The 24,463-nt window shown below is 73.1% G+C and carries 27 protein-coding genes; 17 read left to right on the top strand and 10 right to left on the bottom strand.

The window, feature by feature from the left end; translation table 11 throughout:
• Both ACFC0Z_RS04720 and ACFC0Z_RS04715 read right to left on the bottom strand, forming a co-directional pair.
• Positions 1 to 1,434 (bottom strand): MFS transporter, encoded by a 1,434-nt coding sequence (locus ACFC0Z_RS04720; protein ID WP_376432709.1) that lies wholly within the window; start codon positions 1,432 to 1,434, stop codon positions 1 to 3.
• The gene (locus ACFC0Z_RS04715) at positions 1,431 to 2,063 is read right to left on the bottom strand and encodes a TetR/AcrR family transcriptional regulator (RefSeq protein ID WP_376432707.1); all 633 of its coding nucleotides are present in this window, start codon (positions 2,061 to 2,063) and stop codon (positions 1,431 to 1,433) included. The genes ACFC0Z_RS04720 and ACFC0Z_RS04715 overlap by 4 nt, the downstream gene beginning before the upstream one ends.
• 327 nt (positions 2,064 to 2,390) lie before the next feature.
• Here ACFC0Z_RS04715 and ACFC0Z_RS04710 point away from each other — a divergent pair, with 327 nt between their 5' ends.
• From ACFC0Z_RS04710 to ACFC0Z_RS04690, 5 genes are all read left to right on the top strand, one after another.
• Complete coding sequence (locus tag ACFC0Z_RS04710) at positions 2,391 to 2,975, top strand: TMEM165/GDT1 family protein (RefSeq protein ID WP_376432705.1); 585 nt, start codon at positions 2,391 to 2,393, stop codon at positions 2,973 to 2,975.
• A gap of 96 nt (positions 2,976 to 3,071) precedes the next feature.
• Complete coding sequence (locus ACFC0Z_RS04705) at positions 3,072 to 3,587, top strand: hemerythrin domain-containing protein (protein WP_376432703.1); 516 nt, start codon at positions 3,072 to 3,074, stop codon at positions 3,585 to 3,587.
• 55 nt (positions 3,588 to 3,642) lie between these two features.
• Positions 3,643 to 4,260 carry a TetR family transcriptional regulator gene (locus ACFC0Z_RS04700; RefSeq protein ID WP_376432701.1) on the top strand — a complete coding sequence of 206 codons (618 nt, stop codon included), beginning with the start codon at positions 3,643 to 3,645 and terminating at the stop codon, positions 4,258 to 4,260.
• Positions 4,244 to 5,893 (top strand): acyl-CoA dehydrogenase family protein, encoded by a 1,650-nt coding sequence (locus tag ACFC0Z_RS04695; protein ID WP_376432699.1) that lies wholly within the window; start codon positions 4,244 to 4,246, stop codon positions 5,891 to 5,893. The genes ACFC0Z_RS04700 and ACFC0Z_RS04695 overlap by 17 nt, the downstream gene beginning before the upstream one ends.
• Before the next feature lie 68 nt (positions 5,894 to 5,961).
• Entirely contained in the window at positions 5,962 to 7,281 is a 1,320-nt protein-coding gene (locus ACFC0Z_RS04690; protein ID WP_376432697.1) for a M20 family metallopeptidase, read from the top strand.
• Here ACFC0Z_RS04690 and ACFC0Z_RS04685 read toward each other — a convergent pair.
• The gene (locus ACFC0Z_RS04685; RefSeq protein ID WP_376432696.1) at positions 7,278 to 8,156 is read right to left on the bottom strand and encodes a LysR substrate-binding domain-containing protein; all 879 of its coding nucleotides are present in this window, start codon (positions 8,154 to 8,156) and stop codon (positions 7,278 to 7,280) included. The genes ACFC0Z_RS04690 and ACFC0Z_RS04685 overlap by 4 nt on opposite strands.
• A gap of 155 nt (positions 8,157 to 8,311) precedes the next feature.
• On the opposite strand from ACFC0Z_RS04685, the gene ACFC0Z_RS04680 reads away from it, so the two are divergent.
• Positions 8,312 to 9,556, top strand: a complete 1,245-nt coding sequence (locus tag ACFC0Z_RS04680; RefSeq protein ID WP_376432694.1) for an MFS transporter — start codon at positions 8,312 to 8,314, stop codon at positions 9,554 to 9,556.
• Positions 9,557 to 9,616: 60 nt separating this feature from the next.
• Positions 9,617 to 9,937, top strand: a complete 321-nt coding sequence (locus tag ACFC0Z_RS04675) for a cupin (RefSeq protein WP_376432692.1) — start codon at positions 9,617 to 9,619, stop codon at positions 9,935 to 9,937.
• Positions 9,938 to 9,976: 39 nt separating this feature from the next.
• On the opposite strand, the gene ACFC0Z_RS04670 is transcribed toward ACFC0Z_RS04675, so the two are convergent.
• Together ACFC0Z_RS04670 and ACFC0Z_RS04665 are read right to left on the bottom strand one after the other, a co-directional pair.
• Positions 9,977 to 10,786: a cache domain-containing protein gene (locus ACFC0Z_RS04670; protein WP_376432690.1), complete on the bottom strand. Its 810-nt coding sequence runs from the start codon at positions 10,784 to 10,786 to the stop codon at positions 9,977 to 9,979.
• Entirely contained in the window at positions 10,740 to 11,693 is a 954-nt protein-coding gene (locus ACFC0Z_RS04665; RefSeq protein WP_376432688.1) for a FadR/GntR family transcriptional regulator, read from the bottom strand. The genes ACFC0Z_RS04670 and ACFC0Z_RS04665 overlap by 47 nt, the downstream gene beginning before the upstream one ends.
• Before the next feature lie 131 nt (positions 11,694 to 11,824).
• On the opposite strand from ACFC0Z_RS04665, the gene ACFC0Z_RS04660 reads away from it, so the two are divergent.
• From ACFC0Z_RS04660 to ACFC0Z_RS04640, 5 genes are all read left to right on the top strand, one after another.
• Positions 11,825 to 12,859 (top strand): ABC transporter ATP-binding protein, encoded by a 1,035-nt coding sequence (locus ACFC0Z_RS04660; RefSeq protein ID WP_376432686.1) that lies wholly within the window; start codon positions 11,825 to 11,827, stop codon positions 12,857 to 12,859.
• Between the two features lie 83 nt (positions 12,860 to 12,942).
• On the top strand, positions 12,943 to 14,142 hold the full coding sequence (locus tag ACFC0Z_RS04655; RefSeq protein ID WP_376432684.1) for an ABC transporter substrate-binding protein: 1,200 nt from the start codon (positions 12,943 to 12,945) through the stop codon (positions 14,140 to 14,142).
• A 10-nt stretch (positions 14,143 to 14,152) separates the two neighbouring features.
• The gene (locus ACFC0Z_RS04650) at positions 14,153 to 15,022 is read left to right on the top strand and encodes an ABC transporter permease (protein WP_376432682.1); all 870 of its coding nucleotides are present in this window, start codon (positions 14,153 to 14,155) and stop codon (positions 15,020 to 15,022) included.
• A gap of 58 nt (positions 15,023 to 15,080) precedes the next feature.
• The gene (locus ACFC0Z_RS04645; RefSeq protein WP_376432680.1) at positions 15,081 to 15,896 is read left to right on the top strand and encodes an ABC transporter permease; all 816 of its coding nucleotides are present in this window, start codon (positions 15,081 to 15,083) and stop codon (positions 15,894 to 15,896) included.
• A gap of 29 nt (positions 15,897 to 15,925) precedes the next feature.
• Entirely contained in the window at positions 15,926 to 17,344 is a 1,419-nt protein-coding gene (locus tag ACFC0Z_RS04640; RefSeq protein ID WP_376432677.1) for a threonine/serine exporter ThrE family protein, read from the top strand.
• A gap of 27 nt (positions 17,345 to 17,371) precedes the next feature.
• Here ACFC0Z_RS04640 and ACFC0Z_RS04635 read toward each other — a convergent pair whose 3' ends face one another.
• The 3 genes from ACFC0Z_RS04635 to ACFC0Z_RS04625 all read right to left on the bottom strand — a co-directional run bounded on the left by ACFC0Z_RS04635 (position 17,372) and on the right by ACFC0Z_RS04625 (position 19,842).
• Positions 17,372 to 17,701, bottom strand: coding sequence for a CU044_2847 family protein (locus ACFC0Z_RS04635; RefSeq protein WP_376432675.1), 330 nt, complete (start codon positions 17,699 to 17,701; stop codon positions 17,372 to 17,374).
• Between the two features lie 105 nt (positions 17,702 to 17,806).
• Positions 17,807 to 19,180, bottom strand: coding sequence for an Ig-like domain-containing protein (locus ACFC0Z_RS04630; protein ID WP_376432673.1), 1,374 nt, complete (start codon positions 19,178 to 19,180; stop codon positions 17,807 to 17,809).
• A 176-nt stretch (positions 19,181 to 19,356) separates the two neighbouring features.
• Positions 19,357 to 19,842: an SRPBCC family protein gene (locus ACFC0Z_RS04625; protein ID WP_376432671.1), complete on the bottom strand. Its 486-nt coding sequence runs from the start codon at positions 19,840 to 19,842 to the stop codon at positions 19,357 to 19,359.
• A gap of 164 nt (positions 19,843 to 20,006) precedes the next feature.
• Between ACFC0Z_RS04625 and ACFC0Z_RS04620 the strand changes: the two genes are divergently transcribed.
• The gene (locus ACFC0Z_RS04620; protein ID WP_376432669.1) at positions 20,007 to 20,606 is read left to right on the top strand and encodes a PadR family transcriptional regulator; all 600 of its coding nucleotides are present in this window, start codon (positions 20,007 to 20,009) and stop codon (positions 20,604 to 20,606) included.
• 62 nt (positions 20,607 to 20,668) lie between these two features.
• A complete protein-coding gene (locus tag ACFC0Z_RS04615) occupies positions 20,669 to 21,118 on the top strand; it encodes a peroxiredoxin (protein WP_376432667.1) in 450 nt (149 codons plus the stop codon).
• Positions 21,119 to 21,186: 68 nt separating this feature from the next.
• On the opposite strand, the gene ACFC0Z_RS04610 is transcribed toward ACFC0Z_RS04615, so the two are convergent.
• Together ACFC0Z_RS04610 and ACFC0Z_RS04605 are read right to left on the bottom strand one after the other, a co-directional pair.
• Positions 21,187 to 21,540, bottom strand: a complete 354-nt coding sequence (locus tag ACFC0Z_RS04610) for an SHOCT domain-containing protein (RefSeq protein ID WP_376432665.1) — start codon at positions 21,538 to 21,540, stop codon at positions 21,187 to 21,189.
• Positions 21,541 to 21,549: 9 nt separating this feature from the next.
• On the bottom strand, positions 21,550 to 21,984 hold the full coding sequence (locus ACFC0Z_RS04605) for a DUF6325 family protein (protein WP_376432663.1): 435 nt from the start codon (positions 21,982 to 21,984) through the stop codon (positions 21,550 to 21,552).
• A 215-nt stretch (positions 21,985 to 22,199) separates the two neighbouring features.
• Between ACFC0Z_RS04605 and ACFC0Z_RS04600 the strand changes: the two genes are divergently transcribed.
• The 3 genes from ACFC0Z_RS04600 (at position 22,200) to ACFC0Z_RS04590 (ending at position 24,431) form a co-directional block, all read left to right on the top strand.
• Entirely contained in the window at positions 22,200 to 22,598 is a 399-nt protein-coding gene (locus ACFC0Z_RS04600) for an SHOCT domain-containing protein (RefSeq protein ID WP_376432661.1), read from the top strand.
• A gap of 93 nt (positions 22,599 to 22,691) precedes the next feature.
• Positions 22,692 to 23,135 carry an RrF2 family transcriptional regulator gene (locus ACFC0Z_RS04595; RefSeq protein WP_376432658.1) on the top strand — a complete coding sequence of 148 codons (444 nt, stop codon included), beginning with the start codon at positions 22,692 to 22,694 and terminating at the stop codon, positions 23,133 to 23,135.
• A gap of 105 nt (positions 23,136 to 23,240) precedes the next feature.
• Positions 23,241 to 24,431, top strand: coding sequence for a globin domain-containing protein (locus ACFC0Z_RS04590; RefSeq protein WP_376432656.1), 1,191 nt, complete (start codon positions 23,241 to 23,243; stop codon positions 24,429 to 24,431).
• The last annotated feature ends 32 nt before the right edge of the window (positions 24,432 to 24,463 follow it).

Here is a 24,463-nt window from a genome sequence, read left to right as displayed (position 1 = left end):
TCATGATCGTACGCAGGGCAGTCGTGCCGCCCCGGGTGGTGTGGCTCCCGGGCGTGTCCCGTCGCGCCGCGCCTGGCCCGGCAGGGCGAGCGCCGCCGGCAGGGCGAGGGCGGCGACCACCGCGAGGACGGGCAGCGCGGCACCCCGGTCCGGGACGAAGCCGCCGTCCGGGACGAGGGCGAGCAGCAGGGTCGCGCCGGCGACGCCGATCGCGGGTCCGGTGTTCATGACGGTCTGCTGGAGGCCGCCGGCGACTCCCGCGTGCGCCACCGGGGCACGGTGCACGACGACGGAGGTCGCGGTGACCATGAGGGCGACGAAGCCCGCGCCGAGCAGGGCGGAGGCGAGGCCGACCGGGACGGCGGAGGCCGTCGCGTCGAGCGAGGCCAGCAGGGCGACGCCGAGCGTCAGGAGGGCCGCCCCGGCCGTCGCCGTGCGCCGGGGGCCGAACCTGCGCTGGAGCGGCGGGCACAGCGGCGCGCCGAGCACCATGAGGGCGGCGAGGGGCAGGAAGCGCAGGGCGCAGTCGAACGGGTCGAGGTGCTGGACGTCCTGGAGGAAGTACGTCGCGACGAAGAGCGAACCGAAGAGCGCCGCGGAGGCGGCGAGGAGCACGGCGAGCCCCGCGAGGACGGGCCTGCTCCGCAGGAGTTCGGGCGGGAGGAGCGGGTACGGGGTGCGGCGCTCGTGCCGGACGAGCACGGCGACCGTACCGACGGCGGCGACGGCGACCCCGGCGAGGAGCCCGAGGGCGGTTCCCGTGGCGTGGGCCGCGTCGGTGAGTCCGTACACGAGGAGACCGAGGGCGGCGGCGAGGAGGACGGCGCCGAGGGGGTCGAGCGCGGAGATCCCGGGGCTGGGCTCTCGCCTGGCGGGGCGGGGTTCGGGGGTGGTGAGAGCGAGGAGGCCGATCGCGAGGGTCGGCGGGACGCCGAGGAGGAAGACCGAGCGCCAGCCGTACGCGGACACGAGCGCGCCGCCCACCACCGGCCCCGCCGCGGCGGCGAGGCCGATGGCCGCGGTGCGTACGGCGATCGGGGTCGCGAGACGCTCGGGCGGGAAGGCGGTGCGCAGCATGCCGAGGGTCGCGGGCTGGAGCAGCGCCCCGCACACGCCCTGGGCCACGCGCAGCGCGATGACGGCACCGATGCCGGGGGCGAGCGCGATCCCGGCGGAGGCGGCGGCGAAGCCGAGCGCGCCGAGGGCGAAGACGCGCCGGTGTCCGTAGCGGTCGCCGAGACGGCCGGCGAAGACGAGGAGGCTCGCGACGGCGACCAGGTAGGCGGTACTGGTCCACTGGACCTGGCCGACGGAGGCGTGCAGGTCCCGGCCGAGGGCGGGTTGGGCCACGGTGAGGACGGTGCCGTCGAGGGCGACGACGGCGGCGCCGACGACACTGCAGGCGAGGGTGGAGGCACGGCGGGCGTCGGTCACGGCGTGTCCCCCGCCTGTCCTCCGCGCTGCGTGAGACCCAGGGGTCCCAGGTGGGCGTCGAGCGTGGCGGTCAGGAGCGGGCCGGGGTCGTCGCCGCCGGTCGCGAGCCTGAGGCTGCCCCAGTGCCAGAGCTGGGCGATGCCGTGGAGGTTGGCCCACAGAGCGCCCGCGACGAGGACGGGATCGGCCCCGGGGCGGACCTCGGCCACGAGTCCGGCGAGGCGGCCGAAGAGCGGAAGGCTGGTCTCGCGCAGCCCGAGCCGCCCGCTCTCCAGCAGGTCGTGCCGGAACATCAGCTCGTACATGCCGCGCCGGGTCCCGGCGAAGTCGAGGTAGACGCGGGCGAGCAGGCCGATCCGCTCGCGCGGCCCGGCGTCCTCCCGGTCCTCGGCCGCGACGCGGGCGGCGAGTTCGGCGAAGCCCTGGCGGGCGATGGCCGAGAGGAGGTCCAGGTGCGTCGGGAAGTGGCGGCGGGGCGCGCCGTGCGAGACGCCGGCGCGGCGCGCGATCTCCCTCAGGGTCAGCGCCGGGGCGCCCTCGGCGTTGACGAGATCGACACCGACGCGGACGAGCCGGGCGCGGAGCCCGTCGTCACCCACGGCATCGTCTTCGGTCTTGTTCTCCTGCATGACCCTTTGTCTACCAAGATGCGTAGACAGTGTCTACTTCCGCAGGTGGACGGCGTCTACCTGGACGCGCGCCCCCGTCCGTTACACTCGTGAGCAGCGAAGGGGAGTAGCCCTGCGAACCGGTCGTCGACACACTGGAGCCCCCGGGTTCCCGGTGACCGGGTCCGTGCGCGTTCACGCGCCGGACGGGCGAGACCTTCGGCCAGGCATCATCCGCGTCCGCGTACCCGTGGGCGTGGTCCGTCATGCCGGGCCGAGTGGTCCTCCCGTCGCCCATCGAGGCGGTGCCCGGAGTCCACGGGCCCGGACCCACCAGAGAGCCCCGGTATGCACCTCGACCCCTTGGCGATCCTCACCGCCTTCGGGCTGATCTTCCTCGCCGAACTTCCCGACAAGACGATGTTCGCGTCCCTCGCCATGGGCACGCGCATGCGTCCGCTGTACGTCTGGTTCGGCACCTCCACCGCCTTCCTGGCCCATGTCGCCATCGCCGTGGGCGCCGGCGGTCTGCTGAGCATGCTCCCCGGCTGGATCGTGAAGCTGGTCTCGGCCCTGCTGTTCGGTTTCGGCGCGTTCGTCCTGCTGCGCGGCGGGGACGACGACGAGGACGAGGACACGGCCGGCCGTACGGTGACGGGCTTCTGGCCCGTCTTCTCGACGGCGTTCATGACCGTGTTCATCAGCGAGTGGGGCGACCTCACCCAGATCACGACGGCCAACCTCGCGGCCACCAACGGCACCTGGTCGACGGCGATCGGCTCGCTCGCCGCCCTCATGACCGTCTCGGCCCTCGCCCTGGTCGCGGGCCGCTTCATCGCCAAGCGCGTCCCGCTCAAGACCGTCCAGCGCGTCGGCGGCATCTGCATGGCGGGGCTGGCGGTCTGGTCGCTGATCGAGGTCTTCACCGGCTGACGCGAGAGCCACCCCCCTTCAGCACGCGCGAACGCCGCACTCCCCCGTCCCGCTCGGGGGTGTGCGGCGTTCGGCGTCCGGTGCGAACATCATCGGATGACCACAAGCCCCCAACCGTCCGACCGCCTGGCGGCGTTCGGGAACCAGCTCGTCGACGTCCACATCTGGCTCCGCGAGGAGCTGTCCCGCCTCCGCGAGGAGGTGGACGCCTCCCTTTCCGGCGGGGCCGACCGCCCCCGGAGCCTCCGCGCGCACTGCCTCGCCTTCTGCACCGCGCTGACCCGCCACCACACCGCCGAGGACCAGGGCGTCTTCCCCGTCCTCGCCGAGACGTATCCCGCGCTGCGGCCGGTACTGGCCGAGCTCGCGCGCGACCACGAGCAGGTGGAGGAACTCCTGCGCCGCCTCCAGGAGCTCCTCGACACCCTGCCGGGCGCGGACCCGGACCCGGCCGAGGTGCGGCGGGTACGCGGCGAACTGGACGGCCTCATCGCACTCGTCGAGTCGCACTTCACGTACGAGGAGAAGAAGCTCGTCACCGCCCTCAACGAGCTGGGCACCCCGCTGCCCGACGACTTCAGGCTGACGGACCTGACGGGAGCCCGAGCGTAGACACGACCCGACCCGACCCCTTGTTGAAGCAGTGAATCACTGCTTCACTTCTTCCATGCCCTACCGACGCACCCCCGCCGTTCAGGCCCGGCTCGACGCCCAGCGCTCCGCGGTCCTCGACGCCGCGCGCGAGCTGCTCGCCGAGCAGGGGTACGCGGGCTGCACGGTGGCGGCGGTCGCCGCCCGGGCCGGGATCGCGACCGGCAGTGTGTACCGCCACTTCCCCAGCAAGGCCGAGCTCGCCGTCGAGCTCTTCCGCACCGTCGTGCGCCGCGAGGTCGCGGCCGTCACCGAGGCGGCCGCGCACCCCGCTCACCGCACGGCGGCCGAGCGGGTCGTCGCGGTCATCGAGACGTTCGCGCTGCGGGCCCTCAAGTCGCCGCGCCTCGCCTACGCCCTGCTCGCCGAGCCGGTCGACCCCGCCGTCGACGCCGAGCGGCTCGTCTTCCGCCGCGCGTTCCGCGACGTGTTCGCCGCGCGCGTCGCGGAGGGCGTACGGAGCGGGGAGCTGCCGGCCCAGGACCCGGAGCTGACGGCCTCGGCCCTGGTCGGCGCGGGCGCCGAGGCGCTCGTCGGCCCGCTGGCGGACGGAGCCGTCGGGCCGGACACCGTACCCGCACTCGTCACCTTCACCCTGCGAGCTCTGGGAGTTCCCGATGCCGACCACGCATGAGGTCACCAACCAGGTACCGCCGCTCACCGGTTACGACGTCTCCGCCGACCCCGCGCTCCTGGAGGCGCTGCGCCGGGAGGGCGCGGCCTGGGCCGAGGGCGAGGTCCGCGCGCTCGGCGCGCTGGCCGGGGGCGCGGAGGCCCAGGAGTGGGGGCGGCTGGCCGAGCGCCATCACCCCGTCCTGCACACCCACGACCGGTACGGGCACCGGATCGACGAGGTCGAGTTCCATCCGCACTGGCACGCGCTGATGGACGTCGCCGTCCGGAACGGCCTGCACGGCGCGCCGTGGCGCGACGAGCGGCCGGGCGCGCACGTGGCGCGCGCGGCGAAGGTCTTCGTGTGGGGCCAGGCGGACTCCGGGCACCTGTGCCCGATCTCCATGACCTACGCGTCGGTGCCCGCGCTGCGCGCGCAGCCGAAGCTCGCCGAGGTGTACGAGCCGCTGCTGACCTCGGAGTCGTACGACTTCGGGCTCCGCGTCCCGACGGAGAAGCGCGGGATCATCGCCGGGATGTCGATGACCGAGAAACAGGGCGGTTCGGACGTCCGGGCGAACACGACCAGGGCCGTACCCACGGGCGAGCCGGGGCTGTACGCGCTGACCGGGCACAAGTGGTTCACGTCGGCGCCGATGTCGGACGTCTTCCTCACCCTCGCGCAGGCGCCCGGCGGCCTCTCCTGCTTCCTCGTCCCGCGCGTGCTGCCGGACGGCGGCCGCAACGCGATCCGGCTCCAGCGGCTCAAGGACAAGCTCGGCAACCGGTCGAACGCCTCCTCCGAGATCGAGTACGAGGGTGCCCTCGGGCACCTCGTCGGCGAGGAGGGACGCGGGGTCGCCACCATCATCCGGATGGTGAACATGACCCGGCTCGACTGCGCCATCAGCTCGGCGTCCGGGATGCGGCTCGGGCTCGTCCAGGCCGTCCACCACGCCACGCACCGCGAGACGTTCGGCGCGCGGCTCGTGGACCAGCCGCTGATGCGGAACGTCCTGGCCGACCTGGCGGTGGAGGCCGAGGCGGCGACGGTCGCGGCGCTGCGGCTCGCGGGGGCGGTGGACCGGGCTGCGCGGGGCGACGCGGAGGAGGAGCAGTTGCGGCGGCTCGGCCTCGCGGTCACCAAGTACTGGGTGTGCAAACGGGCCCCCGCCCACGCGGCGGAGGCGCTGGAGTGCCTGGGCGGAAACGGCTACGTCGAGGACTCGGGCCTGCCGAGGCTCTACCGTGAGTCCCCGCTGCCCTCCATCTGGGAGGGCTCGGGGAACGTGGCGGCGCTCGACGTGCTGCGCGCGATGTCCCGTCAGCCGCAGGCGGTGGAGGCGTACTTCGCCGAGGTCGACCGGGGCGCGGGCGCCGACCGCCGCCTCGACGCGGCGGTGGCGGGCCTCCGCAAGGATCTCGCGGGGCTCGGCGACGACCCGGAGGCGGCGGCGTACGGGGCCCGGCGCCTCGTGGAGCGGCTCGCCCTCGTCTTCCAGGGCTCCCTCCTCGTCCGCCACGGCGAACCGGCCGTCGCCGACGCCTTCTGCGCCTCCCGACTCGACGGCGACCGCGGACTGGCCTTCGGCACGCTGCCGACCGGGGTGGACACGGCCGCGATCATCGCGCGGAGCGGTCCGGAAGGGGCGTAACCGCTCAAGGCATCCCCTAGATTCGGGCTCACGACCGACAACCGGTACACGTTCGAGAGGAAGTCCTCGTGAGCACGGATGCGATCCACGACGAGTCTGTGTACGGCGAACTGGACGAGCGGGCCGCGAAGGCGGCGGAGCGGGTGGTGTCCTGGCGGCACCACCTGCACCGGCATCCCGAGCTGTCCAACCGGGAGGTGAACACCGCCCGGCTCGTCGCGGACGAGCTGCGCGCCCTCGGGCTCGACGAGGTCCGCACCGGGATCGCGGGCCACGGCGTCGTCGGCGTCCTGCGCGGGACGGCGCCCGGCGGCGGGGGACGTGTCGTCGCGCTGCGCGCGGACACGGACGCGCTGCCGGTCAGGGACCTGTGCGGGACGGAATTCGCCTCCACGGTCGTGGACGCCGACTACCCGGGCGGCCCGTTCCCCGTCTCGCACGCCTGCGGCCACGACTGCCACACGGCGATGCTGCTCGGCGCGGCGACCGTCCTCGCCGGCGTGCGGGACCGGCTCCCCGGCACCGTCCTCTTCGTGTTCCAGCCCGCCGAGGAGGGTCCGCCGGTGGGCGAGGAGGGCGGGGCACTCGCCATGGTCGAGGCGGGCGCCTTCGCCGGGCCGGTGCCGACGATGGCGTTCGGCATGCACGTGACACCGCAGCCGAAGGGGTACGTGGGCTACCGGGTCGGCAACCAGTACGCCGCGTCCAGCCTCCTCCGCGTCGTCGTCACCGGGAAACAGACGCACGGCTCGACGCCCTGGACCGGCGTCGACCCGATGCCGGCCGTCGGCGCCGTTCTCACCGGCATCGGCCAGATCTACCGGCAGGTCTCGGCTTTCGACGCGGTCACGGTCTCCATCGGGCACGTGGAGGACGTCGGCCGGTTCAACATCATCGGGCAGACGGTGACCCTGTGGGGCACGGTCCGCTGCGCCGAGGAGTCGGACATGGCCGAGGTACAGGCCCGGCTGACGACCCTGGTGGAGCATTCGGCGGCGGCGTACGGGGCGACCGCGACGGTGGAGTACCTCCAGCCCGTGCCGCCGGTGCACAACAGCCGCCCGTGGGTCGAGGCCGCCCTGCCCTCCTTCCGCCGCGTCGTCGGCGGGGAGCGGGTCGTGGAGACCGGGGGGACGCTCGGGTACGACGACGTCTCCGAGTTCGTCCGCCGCTTCGGCGGCCTGTACGTGACCCTCGGCGTCCAGGACACCACCCTGGACCCGACGACCGGCCAGCCGGTCCCGACCCCGGGCGGCCGCGGCCTCGCCACCAACCACAACCCGCACTTCTACGCGGACGACGCCACGCTCGTCACCGGCGTACGGCTCCACGCGCACGTGGCGTACGACCACCTGACGGGCGCGCTGGTGGCGGGTGAGCCCACCTAGGGACCGACCGCCTCGACGAAGGCCCTGAGGAGGGCCGAGTCCGCGGCGGTGCGCCAGACCAGGCCGTATTCGACCTGTGGGGCGTCGTGGAGGGGGACGTACGCGATGCCGGGGCGCGGGTGGTAGCTCGCGCCGAGGGCCGCGCCGGGGGCGATGCCCCGGCCCGCGCTGACGTGGGCGAGGACCTCCTGCCAGGTCGCGGCGGTCGGGCCGCGGCCGACGGCGGCGCCGGACGGGGTGTGGCGGGGGTAGTGGTGGTCGACCCAGTACCGGGGGTTGGCGCCCTCGGGCGTGATCATCGGCAGGCCGGCGAGGTCCTCGAGGCTCAGGGAGGGGCGGGCGGCGAGGGGGTGGGCCGCCGGGAGCAGGATCATGCGGTCCGCGGTGACGACGGCCGGGCCGGTGGTCAGTCCCGGGTCGCGGGCGGGGAACGCGACGAACTGGACGTCGAGCGTGCCGTCCGCGAGCAGGCCGAAACCGCCGTCGAGCGGGACCTCGCGGACGGTGATCTCGCAACCGGGGTAGCGGGCGAGGAGGGTGTCGGCGGCTGCCGTGAGCAGGTCGCCGCCCCAGGCGGGACCGAAGCCGGTCCTGAGCGTGCCGTGGAGGCCGCGCCCGGCCTCGGTGGCGCGGGTGAGGGCCTCGCGCAGCTGCCGGTAGGCGGGGAGGAGGTCCTCGTACAGGCGCTGTCCGACGGGGGTGAGGCGGACGCTGCGGCTGGTGCGGACGAAGAGCGGGGTGCCCACGCGCCGCTCCAGCTTCTTCACGGTCTGGCTGATGCGGCCGGTGGAAACGCCGAGGCGTTCGGCCGTGCGCCCGAAGTGGAGCTCCTCGGCGAGCGTGAGGAAGGCCTCCAGTTCGTACCGTTCGAGCATCGAGCCCTCCGCTGATCGCCCCTGTGATCGTTGAGTCTGACTCAACGCCGTTTCGATGATCGCATCTTGTTCGACCGTGGCGCGACGAGGACGCTGGTGACGTCCCCCTCCCCCCTGACGGAAGTGACTCCGTGGAATCCTGCCCTGCCGTTCGCGTGGCCACCCGCGAGGCGCCGTCGGCCGAGACGGCTCCTCCCGTCAACGTCCTCCTCTTCGCCGTCGCCGGGGCCGTCACCGTCGCCAACCTCTACTTCCCGCAGCCGCTGCTCGCCGCCGTCGCGCGCGGTCTGGAGACCTCGGAACGCACGGCGGGCGCGATCGCCTCTGCGGCCCAGATCGGGTACGCGCTCGGCATCCTGCTGCTCGTCCCGCTCGCCGACACCGCGCGCCTGCGCCGGCTGACCTCGGTGCTGCTCGCGCTGACCACCGTGGCCCTGCTCGCCGCGGCGGCGGCGCCCGATGTCGTCACGCTCGCCCTCGCCACGCTCGCGCTGTCCACGACGACCGTGCTGCCGCAGATCCTCACCCCGGTCGCCGCCGTGCTGGCGGGCCCCGCGCACCGGGGCCGGGTGGTGAGCCTCGTCGGCCTCGGTCTGACGCTCGGCTCGACCCTCTCCCGTACGGTCTCCGGGGCGATCACCGACGCCGGCGGCAGCTGGCGCGCCGCCTACGTGGTGGCGGCGGTGGCGACGGCGGCCCTGCTCTGGGTCCTGCCCCGGCGGCTGCCCGAGCGGCTCTCCGCATCCGCCGAGGCGGACGGGCGCCGCTCCTACGCCCGTACCCTCGCCGGGCTTCCGCGGCTCCTGGCCGACCACCGTTCCCTCCAGGTCTCGGCGGTGCTCGGGGCGTGCGTCTTCGCCGCGTTCAACGTCTTCTGGGCCGTCCTGGCCTTCCATCTGGCCTCGCCCCCGCTCGGGTACGGGCCGGGCGTCGCCGGCCTCTTCGGCGTGCTGTCCCTCCCCGCGGCGCTCCTCTCGGCGACGGCCGGGCCGCTCGCCGACCGGTACGGGCCGCGCGCGATGAACGCCACCGGGCTCGCGATCGCCGGACTCGGCCTCGCCGTGGCCGCGTGCGTCCCGTACTCCCTCGTGGCCTTGGTGACCGGGGCCAATCTGCTGCTCCTCGGCGTCAGCACGAGCCAGGTCGCGAACCAGGCGCGGATCTTCGCGATCGGCCGGGACGTCGCCGCCCGGGTGAACACGGTCTTCATGCTCTCCACGTTCGGCGGCGGCGCGGTGGGCTCTCTCTGCGGGTCCTGGCTGTACACGGCGCACGGCTGGTCGGCCGCCCTCCTCCTCGCCGGAGCGTTCGTCGCCGTCGCGGGACTCGTGGTGGCGGTCGCGGCGCGACCGGCGGTCCCGAGTTGCGTCCCGGACGTCACGGGCGAGGCTGGTGGGTGACCGTCCGTGCCCCGGCCTCCGGGGACCACCTCGCAGGTGAGAGACCCGGCAGGGAGAGACATGAACCTGGACCTCGGCGCGCTCGCCGACGAGCACCTCGCAGCGGCCCGTACGGCTCCGCACGGGCGCAGCGCCCATCTGGTGCTGCACGACGGCGTGCTCCGGCAGACCGTCATCGCCCTGACCTCGGGGACGTCCCTCGACGAGCACAACGCGCCCCCGGCGGCCAGCCTCCAGGTGCTGCGCGGGCGGGTGAAGCTCACGACGTCCGGGTGGGCGGAGGAGCTGTCGGCGGCGCAGCTGCGGATGATCCCGAAGGAGCGGCACGGGCTGACGGCGCTCGACGACGCGGTGGTGCTGCTGACCGCCGTGAACGACTGAGTCGGATTCCGAGCCGGTTCCCCCTGGCGGAGGACGGGGTCAGGCCTCGGTGACGAGGACGAGCGGGACCCCGGCGCAGGGCAGCAGGCGTGTTCCCGCCTCCCGGCGGCCGGACGGCGGGCCCGCGAGCACGGCGGCGAAGTCCGGACCCTTGGCGAGGGATCCGGCGAGATGCGCCGGGTCGGTGGAGGCCGCGACCCGGCCGCGCGCGTTCACGAGCCGGGCCGGGGTGCGGAGGCGCTGGAGCGCGGGCAGGACGGCCGCCTCGAAGTGCCGGAGGTACACGTCGGCGGCGGCGACACCGACGAACCGGCCGTCGAGGACGACCGGCGCGGAGAGCGTGAGCCCGTACTCGTCGGAGCAGAGGTAGTCGACGTACGGGCCCGCGACGGCCCGGAGGCCGGTCTCGCGCGGCAGGGCGTACCAGTCCCAGTGGGTGTAGTCGGAGTACGCGGAGTGCTCCGGGTCCAGGTCGGGGAGGAGAGGCCGGACGCTGCCGTCGGGGCCGCGCTGCCACCACTCCAGCCAGGCCGGAACGTCGGCGAGGAGGCCGGGGGCGGCGACGAACCCGATGCCGGAGACGAGCGGTTGGCCGGCGAGCCGGGCGTGGAGGCCGGGGCGCAAAGGCGCCAGGTCGGCGGTCGCGGGACCCCGCCGCCCCCGGCCGGACGCGCCGGCGAGCAGGGACCGCGTCTCCGCGCCGGTCGTCGCGACGGCGGTGAAGACGGATTCGAGCGTGTCCCGGACGCGGGCCACGGCCGCGTCGAGCGCGCCGGACGCGGGGGCGGGGATTGCCGCGAGGTCAGCGAGGGGCCCCACGTGGCCCGCGAGCCCGGTGCTGCTGGCCATGCGTGTCCTCCTCGTGACGCGGCTCGTGTACGTGGTCGGGGGCCGCGAGACGCAGGGCGATCAGCCGCCCCACGGACTCCCGTACGCACGTTTCGGCGAGCATTCTGGCCCGCTCGTCGGCCTCATCCTGCACGGCGGAGATTACGGAGCGGTGACGATCCACCACATCGTTCAGATGTGCGGGGTCGTCGAGGACGAGGCAGAGCAGGGCGCCCAGGTCGGTCTGGAGGTCGATCTCCTGGCGGGTGAGGCGGGCGGACTGGGCGGCGGCGGCGAGTTCGACGTGGAAGCGGCCGAAGAGCCTGCTGCGCGCGGCGGGTTCGGCGGCGGTGGTGAGCTCCTCGACGGTACGGACGAGGGGGCGCAGGTCGCCGGGCTGGGTGCGGCGCGCGGCGAGCAGCGCGGCGGCCCCGGAGACGGCGGCCCAGTGGTCGCCGAGGTCGCGGAGCTCCTCGGTGGACCAGTCGGCGAGGCGGACGCGGAGCCGTTCCCGGGCGGGTCCCTCGGGGAGCGTGACGAAGCTGCCGCCGCCTCGGCCCCGGCGGGTGGTGACGAGCCCCTGCTGCCGGAGGGCCATGAGGGCTTCCCGCAGGGTGACCGTGGAGACGCCGAGCTGTCCGGCGAGTTCGGTCTCGCCGGGCAACTGCTCCCCGTCGGCGAGGAGTCCGAGTTCGATGGCGTCGCCGATGCGGCGGGCCACGGTGTCGACGCGCGCGCGGGTGTCGACGGGGGCGAAGACGGCCCTGCGGGTGGCACCCGTTCCGGCGGAGCTCGTACCGGCAAAGCCCGTCTCGGCGGGGCCCGTTCCGGCGGACCTCGTCGCGACGGAGCCCGCCACGACCCCGCCCGGCCGGCCGGAGCCGTTTCCGGCCATGCCGCCCTCGCCCGGTCTGCCCTCGCGTCTCACCGAAACACCACCTCGCACTGGAGCGTTGACTCAGCCTTTACCTTACGGGGGTCTTGAGATTTGAACTATGACTTCATATGTTTACGCCCTCACTCCGGTAACGCTCCACCGCACGAGAAAGGTTCCCGCCCATGCAGGGACAGGCGATCCGCCTCACGGGACTGCGCAAGAGCTACGGCCGGACCGAGGCCGTCGCGGGCGTGGACCTGGAGATCGCCGACGGCGAGTTCTTCTCGATGCTCGGCCCCTCCGGTTCCGGCAAGACGACCGTGCTGCGCATGATCGCCGGTTTCGAGCCACCGACCGCCGGGGCCGTCGAGCTCGCCGGCCGTGACGTCACCCGGCTCGCGCCCTTCGAGCGGGACGTGCACACCGTCTTCCAGGACTACGCGCTCTTCCCGCACATGACGCTCGAACAGAACGTCGCCTACAGCCTGAAGGTGCGCGGGGTGGCACGCGCCGAGCGGCTCGTCCGGGCCCGCGCGGCCCTCGCGCAGGTCCGGCTCGACGGCCTCGGCCGCCGCAGGCCGTCCGAGCTCTCCGGCGGCCAGCGCCAGCGGGTCGCCCTCGCGCGGGCGCTCGTCGGCCGCCCCCGGGTGCTGCTGCTCGACGAACCGCTCGGCGCCCTCGACCTCAAGCTCCGCGAGCAGATGCAGGTCGAGCTCAAGGCCCTCCAGCGCGAGGTCGGCATCACCTTCGTGTTCGTCACGCACGACCAGGAGGAGGCCCTGACGATGAGCGACCGCATCGCCGTCTTCCACCAGGGCCGCATCGCGCAGATCGGCACCCCCGCCGAGATCTACGAGCGTCCCGCGACGCCGTTCGTCGCCGGGTTCGTCGGCACCTCGAACCTCCTGAGCGGCGACGTCGCGCGACGGGTGGTCGGGGCACCGGGGACGTACAGCATCCGGCCGGAGAAGATCCGGGTCGTCACCGCCTCCGGCGCGCCCGAAGGCGGCGCCGGGCACGCCGTCGGCACGGTCGCGGAGGTCGTCTACCTCGGCGACTCGACCCGCTTCCTCGTCGACCTCGACGGGGGCGGCCGTCTCACGGTCGTCCGGCAGAACCTCCAGGACTTCTCCGCCGACCTCGCCGCCCTGCGCGGCTCACGGGTCGGCCTCCGGTGGGACCCGCGCCACGCGGTGCTCGTCCCGGACACACCGTGACACCCGCGCCTTTTCTGTACACGCAAGACCCGCCCCCGCAAGGCCCGTCCCCGCAAGGCTCACCTCACGCAACGGAGAACCACGTGCGCCCGCACCGCTCCCTCCTGACCGTCGCGGCCGTCTCCGGCCTGCTCCTCCTCTCCGCCTGTGGCTCGGCCGATCCGGCCGGTACGGGGAAGTCCGGCGGTCTCAACCCGCCCGACCTCAAGGCGCCGACCGCGCTCGGCGCGCCCGAGGGCGAGGTCAACCTGATCGCCTGGGCCGGATACGTCGAGGACGGCTCCAACGACCCGAAGGTCGACTGGGTCACCGCCTTCGAGAAGCAGTCCGGCTGTCAGGTCAACACCAAGACGGCCGCCACCTCGGACGAGATGGTGTCGCTGATGAAGACCGGCGCGTACGACGCCGTCTCCGCCTCCGGCGACGCCTCCCTCCGCCTCATCGCCTCCGGTGACGCGGCCCCCGTGAACACCTCGCTCGTGCCGAACTACGCCGACGTCTTCGAGGGCCTGAAGAACAAGGAGTGGAACTCGGTCAAGGGCGTCAGCTACGGCATCCCGCACGGCCGCGGCGCCAACCTCCTCATGTACGACACGGAGAAGGTGAAGCCGGCGCCCGACTCCTGGTCCGCCGTCTTCGACAAGGCCTCGGCGCACACCGGCAAGGTGACCGCCTACGACTCCCCCATCTACCTCGCCGACGCCGCCCTCTACCTGATGGCGACCAAGCCGGAGCTGGGCATCAAGAACCCGTACGCCCTGGACCAGAAGCAGTTCGACGCGGCCGTCGCCCTGCTCAAGGAGCAGAACAAGCACGTCGGGGAGTACTGGAGCGACTATCTGAAGGAGATCTCCGCGTTCAAGAGTGGCGACTCGGTGGTCGGCACCAGCTGGCAGGTCATCGCCAACCTGTCGAAGTCCGAGGGCGCCAAGGTCGAGGCCGTGCTCCCGAAGGAGGGGTCGACCGGCTGGTCCGACACCTGGATGGTCTCGGCCAAGGCCAAGCACCCCGCCTGCGCCTACAAGTGGCTCGACTGGATCGTCTCGCCGAAGACGAACGCGCAGGTCGCCGAGTACTTCGGCGAGGCGCCGGCCAACTCCAAGTCCTGCGCCGAGACCGCCGACAAGAAGCACTGCGACACCTTCCACGCGACCGACGAGGGCTACTGGAAGCGGGTCCACTTCTGGACCACGCCGATCGAGCAGTGCCTCGACGGCCGGACGGACGCGCGCTGCGTGCCGTACGCGAAGTGGGTCCAGGCCTGGACCGAGATCAAGGGCTGATCACGAAGTCATGACCGCAACCCCTGTCCGGCTGCTCGCCGGGGCCCTGCACCGCAGGCCCCGGCTGCGGCTCGCGGCCCTGCTCACGGCCCCGCTCCTGTGGCTGGTACTCGCCTACCTCGGGGCGCTCGCCGCCCTCTTCGTCTCCGCGTTCTGGACGACCGACTCCTTCACCTCCGAGGTCGTACGGATCTGGACCTCGGCGAACTTCGAGGAACTGGTCACCTCCCCGGTCTACCGGACGGTGGCCCTCCGGACCGTCGGCGTCGCGCTCGCCGTGACCGTGCTGTGCGCCGCCATCGCCTTCCCGCTGGCCTTCTACACGGCCCGGGTCGCGCACCCCCGCCGCCGCCCGCTCTTCGTGGTCGCGCTCCTCACCCCGCTGTGGGCGGGCTACCTGGTGAAGGTGTACGCGTGGCGGCTGATCCTCTCCGAGGGCGGGCCGCTGGACTGGGCGCTCGGCCCGCTGGGGCTGAGCGGTCCCGGGTACGGCCTGACGGCGACGGTGATCGTCCTGACGTACCTCTGGCTGCCGTACATGGCGCTGCCGATCCACACCGCACTCGTCCAGCTCCCCGACAGCCTGCTGCACGCCTCGGCCGACCTCGGCGCGCGGGCGGGGCGGACGTTCGTCTCGGTGATCCTGCCGATGGTGTGGCCGGCGGTCGCCGCGGGCTCGGTGTTCACCTTCTCGCTGAGCCTCGGCGACTACATCACGGTGCAGATCGTCGGCGGCAAGACGCAGCTCCTCGGCAACCTCGTCTACTCGAACGTCACCCTCAACCTGCCGCTGGCGGCGGCGCTCGGCACCGTGCCGGTCGCCGTGATCGTCCTGTACCTGCTCGCCGTGCGGCGCTCCGGCGCGCTGCGCAGCCTGTGACCGGCGGAACCCGCGTGAACGATCGCAACCGGAACCGGAACCGGAAGGACCGCGACCGATGAACCTCTCCCGACCCGCGCGGATCGCCCTGCGCACCGCGGCGGCCCTCGGCTTCGCGGCGATCTACCTGCCGCTGCTGCTCGTGCTGCTCGGCTCCCTCAACCCGGACCGCTCGGCGAGCTGGCCGCCGCCCGGTCTCACCCTCGACTGGTGGTCGGCGGCCTGGGAGAACGAGGGGGCCCGCGAGGCGCTGTGGACCTCGGTGAAGGCGGGGCTCGCGGCGACGGCGATCGCGCTCGTCCTCGGCACGCTCATCGCGTTCGCGGTGCAGCGGCACTCCTTCTTCGGCCGTGAGGCCGTCTCCTTCGCGGTGGTGCTGCCGATCGCGCTGCCCGGCATCGTCACCGGCATCGCCCTCAACTCGGCCTTCGGGACGGTCCTCGCCCCGCTCGGGGTGGGGCTCGGCATGTTCACCGTGGTCGTGGGCCACGCGACCTTCTGCATCGTGGTCGTCTTCAACAACGTGGCGGCCCGGATGCGCCGGCTCCCCGGCTCGTACGAGGAGGCGGCGATGGACCTGGGGGCACACACGTTCCGCACCTTCTGGGACGTCACCTTCCCGCTGCTGCGCTCGGCGTTGCTCGCGGGCGGACTGCTCGCCTTCGCGCTCTCCTTCGACGAGATCGTGGTGACCACCTTCACGGCGGGGCCCGGTGTGAAGACGCTGCCGGTGTGGATCTTCGAGAACATGACGCGTCCTCAGCAGGCTCCGGTGGTCAGCGTGGTGGCCGCCGCGCTCGTCCTGCTCTCGGTGATCCCCATCTACGCGGCGCAGCGCCTCTCCTCGGACACGGCGGGCGGCGGTCGGGTGTGAGGGCGCCAAAGCGCTGCTAACGTGCGCGAATGCGCCTTTTGTCCCGTCTTGACGTGCGTGGTCTGGCCCGCGCTGCCTCCGCTCTGCGCCCCCGGCGACAGCGGGGCACCGTCACCGTGCCGGAGGCCGAGAGCGCCGGCCGCGAGTGGCTGCGCGACCTCGCCGCCCTCCTGTGCGAGCTCGGCTCCGAGCTCCTGCGGGCCGGGGAGCGCACGGCCGAGGTGGAGGCCGCACTGCACGACGTCGCCGCCCGCTACGGCATGCGCGTCCGCAGCTTCGTCGTCCCCACGGGCCTCTTCGTGCGGGTCGGGGGCGGCGTCGACGGCCGGGGCGGTGAGCTGGACTTCTCGCCGGTCGAGGGGCCGGACCTGCGGCTCGACCAGGTGGAGACGCTCCAGTCGCTCGTCGAGCGGATGCGCCGGCAGGCCGTACCGTTCGAGGAGGTGCGGGAGTCGCTGCGGGAACTGCGCGCGCGTCCCGAGCAGTTCAGCCCCACCGCCACCGTCTTCGGCTACATCCTGCTGACCGTCGGCCTGGGATCGATGCGGCACGCGACCGTCCCCGCCATCATCGGGTACGCGGTCCTCGGCGCGGCCGTCGGTCTGCTGCGTCTCTTCGGCGACCGGCTCCCCTTCACCCGCACCGCCCTGCCGGTCGTCGCCGCGATCGTCGTCACGACGGCCTCGCAGGCCTGGGCGGGTCCGCTCCTGCACGAGTCGCCCACGGTCCTCTACATCCCGCCGCTCATCGCCTTCCTGCCCGGCGCCGCGCTCACCCTGGGCGCGATCGAACTGGCCACCGGGGGGGCGCTCTCCGGCATAGCGCGCCTCGCGGGCGCCCTCAGCGTGCTGCTGCTCCTCTCCCTCGGCATCCTGGTCGGCACCGAGCTCGTCGACGCGCAGCCGTCGAGCGGGCACTCGGCCCAGCCGCTGGGCCTCTGGGCGCCCTGGGTCGGCGTCCTGCTCCTCGGGTTCGGCTTCCTCCTGTACTTCTCCGCTCCGCCACGCGTCACCGGCTGGCTCCTGGCGGCGCTGCTCGCGGAGCGGTTCGTGCAGGCGCTGGCCACGGAGTTCGCCGGGGCGACCTTCGGCGCGTTCGCGGCCGGTGTGCTGCTGCCGCCGATGGCGAAGTGGATCGCGGCCCGCTCGAAGACCCCCGACCAAGTGGTCTTCCTGCCCTGCTTCTGGCTGCTCGTGCCCGGCGCGGTCGGGCTCACCAGCGTGTCGGAGATCATCGTGGCGGGCGACACCAACGGCGGCCTGGACAGCCTCGTCAGCATGGTGATCACGGTCGCCGCCATCGCCATGGGCGTCCTCGTGGGCGCCGGAATCCAACGCCGGCCCAAGCTCCAGCTGGGCGCGCCGGCCTCGCCGACGCCCACCGGGCCCGTCGGAACGGCCGCGTCCGACGCGGAGATCCGGGGCGACTCGGCCACCCGGAAGGAGTAAGGCGGGCGGACCGGTTCAGCCGCTGTTTCAGCCGGAGGACTTCGTCCACTCCAGGGTCACCCGCAGGCTGCCGTTGGCGGAGCCCTGGACGACGAGCGCGGTCAGCCTGCCCGCGTCGAGCCCGAGCTGGCAGCCGAACTCGACGGTGGCCCGGTCCGGGGCGGCCCGGTCGAGGGCGTCGCCGATCTGACCGGCGAAGGAGGAGAGCGCCTCGGTGACGGCGGACAGGTCCGGAATGCGGCCGCCGATCCCTTCGAGCTCGCTCTCCGGTGCGAGCCCGTTCCCCGGCGCGAGTTCACGCGCCTCGACGAAGAGGGTCGCGTTGCCGACCTCGACCTGAGTGACGATCTCCGCCATCACACACCTCCTGGGATCAGCGCGGACCCGCGCGGCCGACCTGATCGACTCCCCCACCGTGGCACCCGGAGGCCCGGCGGGCTCGTCCACCGCGTCCGAACGGACTCAGAGCGCGGGGCGCAACCCACCGCCGGCCTGTTCGGCCGGCTCCGTACCCGGGTGGTCCGTCAGAGCGCTGCCGCTCCGCCATGCGGTCCAGCTCAGGTTCCAGTCCCCGAAGCCGTTGCCGAAGGGCGCCATCGGCTTCCCGTACCCGTTGACGACCCGGACGACGTCGCCCTCGCGGACCGTCCGGAACAGCCAGGCCGCGTCCTCGGTGCTCATGCCCGTACAACCGTGGCTGACGTTCTCGCTGCCCTGCGCGTCGACCGACCAGGGGGCCGCGTGGAGGTACTCGCCGCTCCACGTGACGCGGGTGGCCCAGCGGACCTTGAGGTCGTAGAAGTCACGGCTGCCCTTGGGGATGCCGATCGAGTCGCCCCGCATCCGGACGAGCGGTTCCTTGCCGAGGACGACCTTGATGCCGCCCCGGGTACGGAAGCCCGGCTTGCCGGTCGTGACCGGGATCGTACGGATCGCGCGGCCGTCGCGGTACACGGTCATGTGGAGCGCGGCGACGTCGGTGACGGCCTCGACGCGGTCGCCGGTGGTGAAGGTGAGGGGGCGCGAGGGTCCGCCCTGGAGGCCGGGGCCGACGCGGATCCCGTCGAGGCCGCTCCGGACGTGGACGGTGGCGCGGGCCGGCCAGTACGTGCGCGGCCGGTAGTGCAGGGTCACGGAGTCGACCCAGTGCCAGGAGCCTTCGACACGCGGCGAGCTGCGCACCCGCAGGGCGCTCTCGACGACACGGCGGGCGGCGGGATCGCTCTCGGGGACGGGGTGGCTCAGCTCGGCGGTGATCGGCTGCCCGACGCCGTACGTCCGGCCGTTCTCCGGCCCGAAGGCGACGGTGAGCCGTTCCCCGGCGGGAGCGGCGGGGGTACGGAACTCCAGGCGGGCGAACCGGCGGTGCGGCTCCCGGCCCCCGCCGGAACCGTACGGCTCCGGGCCCTCACCCGTGCCTTCGACGACGAGCCGGGCCGTGTACCGGCCCCCGGCCGGGAGCGCGGCGGCGCTGGTCCAGTGGGTGCCGTCCGGAGCCGGCGTTCCGGCGACACGGCGGCCGCGCGCGTCGGTCACGGTGACGTCCGCGAGCCGTCCGGGGGTGCGGAGCACGAGCCGTACGGGTCCGGTGACGCGGGCGTCGAGCATGACGGGGCGTCCGGCGAGGGTGTGCGCGCCGCTCATGGCCACGGAGTGGCGGGGCACGGCGCACAGTCCGCCGCCGTCCGGGCAGCCGTCGACCTCGACGACGGCGGCGGAGCTCCGGACGGACCCCCGCTCGGAGGCCGCGGGCGGCTGGGCCGCCGTCGTGACCAGGACGGCTCCGATCGCGACGGACAGCGCTCCCCACCCTCGTACGTATCTGCGTGACGGCACGACGGACACCCTCCCCTTCCGGCGAATGCGTCGGCGGACGTGGCCGACCGCTGCATCAAAACGGATGACGGAAGGAAAAGATGATCAAGACACCGGACATGGCGGCGGAGGGGCGAACGAGACGACTCGAATGGTCCAGCGGGAGGCCGAGACGCGAAGGACGACAGGACAGGCCGTCAGCGGGGCGGCTCGGGGAGCTCCTCACCCGTCTCCAGGAGGGACTTGAGGCTGGAGATCAGCGCGGGCCAGCCCTCCGCGATCATTCCCTTCATCAGCCCGCCGGGCTCCAGGTCGTCATGGGTGACGGTCAGCTTCACGGCGTCGCCCGAGGGTTCGATCGCGAAGGTCACCCGCGACCTGCGCTCGCGGACCAGCAGCTCGTACACCTCCCGTTCGAGCCGGACGGCCTCCGCCCAGGCGGGGGTGAAGGTGTGCCAGGTGTACGAGAGAAGGCGGCCGGGCTCGGCCGCCAGCACGACCTGCTCGGGGTCCTCGGTCTTGCGCCCGTTCTCGTCCCAGACCATGGGGGCGCCCGGCGTCCACTCCGCCTGGAAGGCCACGCCCCAGTAGCGGCGGGTCGATTCCGGGTCCGTGAGCGCCGTCCAGAGGTCGTCGGGGGTCGTCCGGATGTAGCTGGTGTAGACGAACGTGTCGCTGTCCATCGCGCTGGCCCCTCTGGTGCGAACCCGTGCCGAGTCCCTCCCCTCCACCCTAGGCAGGCGTCGGAGCGGCCTGCCACCGCTGCGGTTCCGTCGGGTCACCCCGGGTTGCCGCCGGGTTGAATAGGTGTGAAGGGAACTATTCAACGTGCTGCTAGCGTGTCCGGATGTCGCTCAAGCACGCCGTTCTCGCCGCCCTCCTGGAGGGTGAGGCCTCCGGGTACGACCTCGCCAAGATCTTCGACGTGTCCGTGGCCAACTTCTGGGCGTCCACGCCGCAGCAGCTCTACCGCGAGCTGGACCGGCTCGGCGAGGCGGGCCTCATCGTGGCCCGGACGGTCGAGCAGGAACGACGCCCCAACAAGAGGATGTTCAGCCTCACGGAGGCGGGACGGCAGGATCTGTACGCGTACACCTCGCGGCCCCCGAAGCCGAGCGCCGTCCGCGACTCGCTCATGGTCCAGGTCCAGGCGTGCGACGAGGGGGACACGGACGCGGTCCGGGGCTTCGTGGCGGACCGGATGGACACGGCCCGGGCCAAGCTCGCCCGCTACGACCGGCTGCGGGACTGGCTGCTGAACGGCCGGGACGAGGAGACGTACCTGCGGGAGGCGGAGCGGATCGGCCCGTACCTCACGCTCATGCGGGGACGCTCCCTGGAGGAGGAGAACCTCCGCTGGGGCGAGAAGACCCTCGCGGTGCTCGAACAGCGTGCCGCCGCCCGCACCGCCCCGGCAGGGGTGACGGGCGCTCCTACCGTGCGGTAACGTCACCGGCCGGCCACCGGAGGCACCGGTGACGGACGGACGCGGATCGAGGACGGGCCTCAATGAACGTCGGTGACCTTGTCGAGGACTTCACCCTTCCGGACGAGACGGGAACCCCGCGCTCGCTGAGCGGACTGCTCGCGGAGGGGCCCGTGGTCCTGTTCTTCTACCCGGCGGCACTGACGCCCGGCTGCACCGCCGAGGCCTGTCACTTCCGCGACCTGGCGGGCGAGTTCCGCGCGGTGGGCGCGCTGCCCGTGGGCATCAGCACCGACGAGGTGGACCGGCAGCGGGAGTTCACCGAGCGCCACTCGCTCGGCTATCCGCTGCTCTCGGACGCGGACGGGGCCATACGGGACCGGTTCGGCGTGAAGCGCGGTTTCTCCCTGGCGCCGACGAAGCGGGTCACGTTCGTCATCGGCCAGGACCTGCGGGTGCGCGAGGTCGTCCGCAGCGAACTGCGGATGAGCGCGCACGCGGACCGGGCGCTGGCGGCCCTGCGTCGCCCCTGAGGGGGACGAGGGCGGGCCGGCGCCCGGTCGGTGTGCTGCTGCCCTGAGCTTGTCGTGCTCAGGTGCTCTCAGGTGCCGAGCAGCTTCGCCTTCGCGGCGGCGAACTCCTCGGGAGAGAGCAGGCCCTGCTGTGCGAGCTCGCCGAGCCGAAGGAGCTGGTCGGTCACCGAGGGCGCGCCCTGAGGGGCGGCGGCAACGGGCGCCGGAGCGGCCGGCGGCGGGGGCGCGGGCTGCTGCTGGTACTGCTGCTGTTGCTGCTGGGACTGGAGGTCGGCGATGGCCGCCTCCTGGTCCTGTTCGCGGCGCTGCGAGCGGGCGGCGCTGCGGCCGGCGGCGTAGGCCGCGCCGCCGACGAGGGCGCCGCGCAGCAACGGGGCTCCGGCGGGCCGGACGACCGGGCGGAGGAGGGGACGGCGTCGCATGAACATCGGTCAGCTCCTTCCGGCCGCGGCGACGGCCTCGCGGTAGGCCTCACGGGCCTGTTCGACGTGATCGGGCGGGATGCGCACGGTGCCGGAGACCCGGCCGCCCGCCTCGCGGATGGCGTCGGCGGCGCGCGCGGCCCAGACGTGTTCCACGAGCAGCATCAGCGCGCAGGTGCCCGGTTCGAGGGTCTCGGCCGCCTCGGCCGCGTCCTCGGGGCCGAGCAGGTTCGCCTCGGGCCCGATCTCGGCGGTGGCCTCGTCGTACTCCTCGTACTCGACGAGCTCCGATGTCGATACCTCACCCGTCACGGACTTGACGACGACGAGCGAGTCGATCAGCCGCACCTGACCCGCCCTGCGCAGTTCGGCGATGGCCGTCACCGCCGCCACTTTCAGCCGTTCCCCCGGGAAGGCGAGCACGACACATTCCACCGGCCCCATGTTGCTCCGTTCGTCTTACGGTCGTCGGTGACCATCCGAACACGGGGGACGACGCTCCGCATCTCGAACACACCGAACCGGTCCCATACGGCCAAATCGGGACTTTTCTCGACACGCCGGGCGAAGCGGCTTTACAGGGGAGAGATCATGCGGTGCATGACACTTCACTCCGACGCCAGGCCTCCCCGGCCTGCGCGGGAACGGAGTGTGCAGGCATGGACGACTTCCCCCTTCTCGATCTCTTCTGGACCATGCTGTGGTTCTTCCTCTGGATCATGTGGCTGTTCCTGCTGTTCAAGGTGATCTCGGACATCTTCCGCGACCACGACCTCAGCGGCTGGGGCAAGGCGGGCTGGCTGATCTTCTGCATCCTGCTGCCCTACCTGGGCGTGCTGGTGTACGTCATCGCCCGCGGCAAGAGCATGGGGCAGCGTGACATCAAGCAGGCCAAGGCCTCCGAGGCGGCGTTCCAGGACTACATCCGCAAGACGGCCGGCACCGCTCCGGCGGGCGGCGGCGCCACCGACGAGCTGGCCCGGCTCGCGGAGCTGAAGGAGAAGGGCGCCATCACGGACGAGGAGTTCGAGAAGGCGAAGGCCAAGGTTCTGGCCTAAGCGCCGGGCCGCGGCGCGAGCCGCCGCCGCGAAGGGGCCCTCTCGGGGGCCCCCTAATGCGTATGCGAGATACCCCTTTGATACGGTCAGCCCGTGAGGCTGACGAAGTTCACCGACCTGGCGCTCCGCGCCGTGATGCGCCTGGCGGTCACGGCCCCGGAGGAGTCCGTCACCACCCGCGAGGTGGCGGAGTCGATGGACGTGCCCTACGCGCACATGGCGAAGGTCGTCACCCGGCTCCAGCACCTCGGCGTGGTCGAGGCGCGACGGGGTCGCGGCGGCGGACTGGCCCTGACGGAGGTCGGCCGGCACTCCTCGGTGGGCTGGCTGGCCCGCACCCTGGAGGGCGACGAGGAGGTCGTCGGCTGCGAGGGCGATCCCCCGTGCCCGCTGCGTACGGCCTGCCGGCTGCGAGGTCTGCTGCGCGAGGCGCAGGAGGCCTTCTACCGAACGCTCGACCCGCTGACGGTGGCGGAGCTCGTCGAGTCGCCGACCGGCCCCCTGCTCCTCTCCCTCAGCCCTCGCCCGTCCCCCTGATCCGCGCTTCCTCTGGTCCGCGCGCATCGCCTTTGTCCGTGCATGCGGTACCACCTACCCCATGCCTTTAAATACGCAGATCATCTACCAGAAAGCAGGGTTCTCATGCTGTCCGAGCAGTCCATCCCGGTCGTCCGCGCCACGCTGCCCGCCGTCGGCGGAGCGCTCGACCAGATCACCGAGCGCTTCTACGGGCGGCTCTTCGAGGCCCACCCCGAGCTGCTGCGCGACCTGTTCAACCGGGGCAACCAGGCCAACGGCGAGCAGCGGCAGGCCCTCGCCGGATCCATAGCCGCCTTCGCGGTCGCCCTGCTCGAGAACCCCGACAGCCGCCCCGACGTCATGCTGTCCCGGATCGCGCACAAGCATGCCTCCCTCGGCGTCACCGCCGAGCAGTACAAGGTCGTGCACCAGCACCTCTTCGCCGCGATCGTCGAGGTCCTCGGCGACGCCGTGACCCCCGAGGTCGCCCAGGCCTGGGACGAGGTCTACTGGCTGATGGCCCACGCGCTCATCGCCGTCGAGGCCCGCCTCTACCAGGAGGCCGGCGTCCCCGAGGGCGGCGTCTGGCGGCCCATGGAGATCGCCGAGCGCCACGAGGAGACGGCCGACACGGTCTCCTTCGTCCTGCGCAACACCGACGGCACGCCCACCCCCGCCTTCCGGCCCGGCCAGTACGTGAGCGTCCAGGTCACCCTGCCCGACGGCGCCCGGCAGATCCGCCAGTACAGCCTCTCCGCCGCCCCCGGCCACCCGCAGTGGCGGATCACCGTCAAGCGCGTCGACGGCGACCCGGCCGGCGAGGTCTCCTCCTGGCTCCACGCCCACGCGAGCGCCGGCGACACCGTCGACGTGTCGGCGCCGTTCGGCGACCTGACGCTGCCCGAGGGCGACGGCCCGCTGCTGCTCGCCTCCGCCGGCATCGGCAGCACCCCGATGCTGGCGATGCTCGACCACCTCGCCTCCACCGGCTCGGCCCGCCCGGTCGTGGTCGCGCACGCGGACCGCTCCCCCGAGGCTCACGCGCACGCCGCCGAACTGCGCCGCCTCGTCGAGGCGCTGCCGCAGGGCACGCTGCACGTCTGGTACGAGGAGCCGGGCGAGGACGCGTCGGCACGCCAGGGCCGCGCCGACGTCACCGCGCTCGACCTGCCGGAGGGCACGACCGCGTACCTCTGCGGCCCGCTGCCCTTCCTGCGGACCGTGCGCGGCGACCTCCTCTCGCGCGGCACCGCTGCCGCCGACATCCACTACGAGGTGTTCGGCCCCGACCTCTGGCTGGGCGCCGAGGCCTGACACCCCTGGGGAATGGCCCCTGGTCGGCCGAC

It is taken from the genome of Streptomyces sp. NPDC056144 (assembly GCF_042264145.1).
Lineage (GTDB): Bacteria > Actinomycetota > Actinomycetes > Streptomycetales > Streptomycetaceae > Streptomyces.
This window is presented reverse-complemented; position numbering and strand designations above follow the sequence as displayed.